At 73.5% G+C, this 4,119-nt stretch carries 5 protein-coding genes; 1 reads left to right on the top strand and 4 read right to left on the bottom strand.

The genetic code is table 11. The features are described from left to right. Nucleotides 1–454: 454 nt before the first annotated feature. From KN815_RS45630 to KN815_RS45620, 3 genes are all read right to left on the bottom strand, one after another. The gene (locus KN815_RS45630; protein ID WP_216347681.1) at nucleotides 455–1,600 is read right to left on the bottom strand and encodes a serine hydrolase domain-containing protein; all 1,146 of its coding nucleotides are present in this window, start codon (nucleotides 1,598–1,600) and stop codon (nucleotides 455–457) included. A 207-nt stretch (nucleotides 1,601–1,807) separates the two neighbouring features. Continuing rightward, the gene (locus tag KN815_RS45625) at nucleotides 1,808–2,416 is read right to left on the bottom strand and encodes a hypothetical protein (RefSeq protein WP_216347680.1); all 609 of its coding nucleotides are present in this window, start codon (nucleotides 2,414–2,416) and stop codon (nucleotides 1,808–1,810) included. Further along, entirely contained in the window at nucleotides 2,410–3,168 is a 759-nt protein-coding gene (locus tag KN815_RS45620; protein WP_216347679.1) for a hypothetical protein, read from the bottom strand. The genes KN815_RS45625 and KN815_RS45620 overlap by 7 nt, the downstream gene beginning before the upstream one ends. A gap of 126 nt (nucleotides 3,169–3,294) precedes the next feature. On the opposite strand from KN815_RS45620, the gene KN815_RS45615 reads away from it, so the two are divergent. Then, the gene (locus tag KN815_RS45615) at nucleotides 3,295–3,882 is read left to right on the top strand and encodes a GNAT family N-acetyltransferase (protein ID WP_216347678.1); all 588 of its coding nucleotides are present in this window, start codon (nucleotides 3,295–3,297) and stop codon (nucleotides 3,880–3,882) included. A gap of 56 nt (nucleotides 3,883–3,938) precedes the next feature. On the opposite strand, the gene KN815_RS45610 is transcribed toward KN815_RS45615, so the two are convergent. Continuing rightward, nucleotides 3,939–4,119, bottom strand: a 181-nt coding sequence (locus KN815_RS45610; RefSeq protein ID WP_216347677.1) for a hypothetical protein, incomplete at its 5' end; no start/stop codon positions are given.

Here is a 4,119-nt window from a genome sequence, read left to right as displayed (position 1 = left end):
GAGGTGCTGGCCCGGATCGGCGCGCTGGTGGGGGCGCACCGTACCGAGCTGTGGGGCGCGGTGTAGCGGGTGTCCGCCGGATCGTGACGCCTGCGGCGGGCTTGTTCCCCTCCCCGCCCCTTCCCACAACTGGGGCTCCGCCCCAGACCCCACAGGGGCTCCGCCCCGAACCTCGCGGGGACTCCGCCCGAACCCGGCGGGGCTCCGCCCCGAACCCCGCAAAGACTCCGCCCCAGACCCCGCAAAGACCATCCCCCGAACCCCGGCAGGGCTCCGCCCCCCGAACCCCGCAGGGGCTCCGCCCCGAGCTCCCGGGGGCCGGGGGCGGAGCCCCTGTCCCGCGGTGGAGCCGCATACCGATGCTGCGGCGTTACCCATCCCAGCCCCTCCGGCGATTGAGGAGCGGGGCCCGGGGCGGGGCCCCGGTTTCGGGAAGGGGCGGGGTGGGGGCCGATCAGCCGCCCAAAGACTCCCGCAGGGCGGCGACGAGACGGGTGGCGCGGGCATCGCCGTGGCCGATCATGCGGTTGGCCACATAGGCGAAGCCCACCCCGAACTCGTCGTCGCCGAAGGCGAATTGCCCGCCCGACCCGTCGTTGCCGAAGCTGCGCTCCCCCAGCATCGGCCGGAAGGACGGCGAGTCGAGCAGAAAGCCCGAGCCCCAGCGCGCTCCCATGTCGAAGCCCAGCCATCCCTTGCCGGACGAGAGCTCGCGGACCGCGTCCGTCACGGTCTCGGGGTTCAGCAGCCGCCGATGGCCCTCGATACCGGTCACCGCCGCCGCGTACAGCCCGGCGAGCCCGCTCGCCGACGCGGTGGCGCCCGCGCCGGGCAGCTCCATGCCGAGCAGCGCCGGGTCGTTCCAGCCGTGGGGCTCCTCCAGGCCGGGGAAGGCCAGCGCGCCGTTCATGGTCACGATGCGGGTCAGCAGATGCTCGGGCCCCGGCATCCCGGGCCGCCCCTCGGCCTCGACCAGCCGGGCCCGCCCGGCCAGCTCCGCCGTCGGCAGCCCGATCCAGGCCCGCAGCCCCAGCGGATCCCCCACGGCCCGCCGGAAGTACGCGCCCGGGGTGTGGCCGGTGATCCGCCGGATGACCTCGCCGATGAGGAAGCCGAAGACATGGCCGTGGTACTCGTACGACACACCCGGCTCCCACAGCGGCGTCTGCCCCTCGATGCCGCGGATCACCGGCGCCCAGTCGGCGATCTCCTCGAATGTCAGCACCCGGTCGAGCACCGGGACCCCCGCCCGGTGCCCGAGGACCATCCGGCAGGTGATCGCCTCCTTGCCGTACCGGCCGAACTCCGGCCAGTACCGGCTCACCGGGGCGTCGAGGTCCAGCCGCCCCTCCTGGGCGAGGAGGTGGGCGCAGACGCTCACGATGCCCTTGGCGCACGAGAACACCGGCACGGCGGTGTCCCTCTCCCGCGCCCGCCCGCTCCCCTGGTCCGCGACCCCGCCCCACAGCTCCACGACCTTGCGGCCACCGGCGAAGACGGTGACCGCCGCCCCGAGTTCGGGAAACTCCTCGAAGTTCCGCGCGAACACCTCGGCGACACCGCCGAACCCCTCATCGGCCCACCCGCTGTACCGCTCCATCGCGCCCCCGCCCCTTCACGGTCCCTGGCCGGTCCTGCCTGAACCTGCCTTAACCTGCCCGATCACAACCGCGCCACGGTAGGCCGTGGCCCGCCCCCGGTACGACCGATTTACGACCCGGTCGGCGGCATGGGGCATGGCCACCACCCGGAGGGGCTCCGGGCAGCGGCCAGGGGGTTTGGTAGTGGTGTTGGCGGTGTCGGGCGGTCAGATGCTGATGAGGCGCTCCAGCACATTGCGGTAGCCCCGCATCGCCAGGCGGAGTTCTTCCGTCTCCGAGATGACCGCGTCATCCTCGTGCCAGGCGGCACGGAGCGTGCCTCGGCGTTCGGCCAGCAGATCGGCGAGCCGGGTGGCCACCTCCGCGAGCAGGGCATCGGCCTCCTCGACGGCGCCGCGTGGGGAGTCCACGAAGCCGCCGACCGCGTAGCGCAGCCGCTGGGCCAGCACGTCGTGCTCGCTTGTCGGCAGCACGGGGAAGCTGGGGCCGTTCGGGGTGTTCGGCTGCTCGGCGGGCGACGCGGACGGGCCGGACGACCCGGACGAGCCGGACGAGCCGGACGGCTGCCGTGTCGTCGGCTTCGTTCCGTTCGACGGCCGCGATCCGTTCGACGGTCGTGTTCCGTTCGTCAGCGTCGGTGTCGGCGCGTGCCAGGACGTCGTCGGATCCGCCGCTTCCCTGTTGTCCCTGTTGTCCCTGCTGTTCCTGTTGCCCACCCCCTGGGACAGCGGCGCCACTTCAAGCTTCCCCCATCCATGGCGCCGCCGGCCGTCGTGCTCCGCCGGGTCGGTCGGGTCGGTCGGGTCCGTCACCACGCGCCGCCCTTCCTGGTGTGGCCGAACCGTGTATGGCCCGTCCCGGCCCTGATTCCGGATCCGGCCCCGGTCCCAGCCCCGGTCCTGGTCCCGGTCCCGGCCCCGGTCCCCGGCAGCCACCGGCGGACTCCGCTCCCGCTCCGCCGCTCGCCGAAGGGCTGCCGCGCGGTCTCGGGGCCGGTCGTGGCGCCGGTCGTGGCGCCGTGGTGCGGGGGCCTGACCAGGTCCTCGAAGAACGGCCGGGCGTGCACCACCGCCTCGCGCAGTTGCTCGGTGTCCGCGCGCCCCTCGCGGGCGAGACCGGCGGTGTCATGGATCTGCCGGTAGCCCTGAACATGCTCGGAGTGGTGCACGGACAGCGCCGCCACCTGCTCCTCGTAACGGTCCGACGGATAGCCGCGGTCGTGGGCGAGGCGGGCCAGCAGCCGATCGGCGCTGGTCACCGAGCGTTCCGGGGACTCGATGAACATCTCCTGTACGGCCGCCCATTCGGCCACGTACCGCTCGCGCAGCTCACCGGGCAGGGGCTGGGTCCTCAGATCGCCGTACAGCCGCAGCCGTTCCTCCAGCTCCCGCTCGGCCGCCTTGGTGTCGCCCGCGTGCTGGGCGACGTTCAGTTCGTACTCGGGCCCGAAGCGGCGTCGCAGAGCGCGTTCCTTACGGCTGGCGCCCGCACGGACGACGCGGATGATGAGCGCGGCCGCGAGGACGACCGCGACGACAACCACGATGCTGATTGCAGCAGTTGACATGGTCTGCTTCTGCCTTCCCGCTCGCTTCCCCCTCCGCGTTCGGGGGGCTCCTCTATTCGGGTAGCCCGGTCTTCGGCCCTCAAACTGCGGTGCGTGAGGCCGGTGGTGGGTGCCAGGATGCCGAGCATGACGAGTACGCCACGTACCCAGGCCGGTTCGCGCGCCCCGGCCTCCCCCGCGACGGAGCCGGCGACGGAGCCGACGACGGGCTGGACGGTCGCCGCGCGGCCCGTCGACGATCCGGTCTCGGCCATGCTGCTGCGCGAGTACCTCGTCGATGTCGCCGACCGCTACTACCAGCTCCACGAGGAGCGGAACTCGACCCCGGAGGAGATCGAGCAGGCGCTCGCGGAGATGCCCAGCGACGATCTCGCCCCGCCACGAGGGGTCTTCCTGCTGGCGCATCACGACGGCGAACTCGCCGGATGTGCGGGGATGCGGCTGATGGACGAGCGTAAGACGGGGCTGACGCGGGCGGCGGAGCTGAAGCGGGTGTACGTACGGCCCGCCAAGCGAGGGCTGGGCGGCGGCGCCACGCTGCTCGCGGCCGTCGAGACGGCGGCGGGCGAACTGGGCGCCGAGCGGATCGCGCTCGACACCCGGCTCGACCTGGTCGAGGCCCGCGCGCTGTACGCACGGCATGGCTACCGGGATGTTCCGCCCTTCACGGCGGGGCCGTACGCCGAGGTCTGGATGGTCAAGGAGCTGGGCTGAGGCGGGGGCGCGGGCGTGCGTCGGGGTGCGGGTGCGCGTCGGGGTGCGGGTGCGCGTCAGGGGCGCGGATGCGCGTCGAGGTGCGGGTGCGCGTCAGGGGCGCGGATGCGCGTCGAGGTGCGGTCTTCGGTCAGGTGCGGGTTTCGTCTCGCGCCTTCGGCGCCTTTGAGCATGGGCCCGGGGGTGGCGGCCTCGGTTCGCCGCCGGGCGGCGGGCCGGTGGGCCAGCGGGCCGGTG

It is taken from the genome of Streptomyces niphimycinicus (genome assembly GCF_018883605.1).
In the GTDB taxonomy this organism is placed as follows: domain Bacteria; phylum Actinomycetota; class Actinomycetes; order Streptomycetales; family Streptomycetaceae; genus Streptomyces; species Streptomyces niphimycinicus.
Note: the sequence above shows the minus strand (reverse complement) of the source record. Positions and strands in the feature narration are given on the sequence as shown.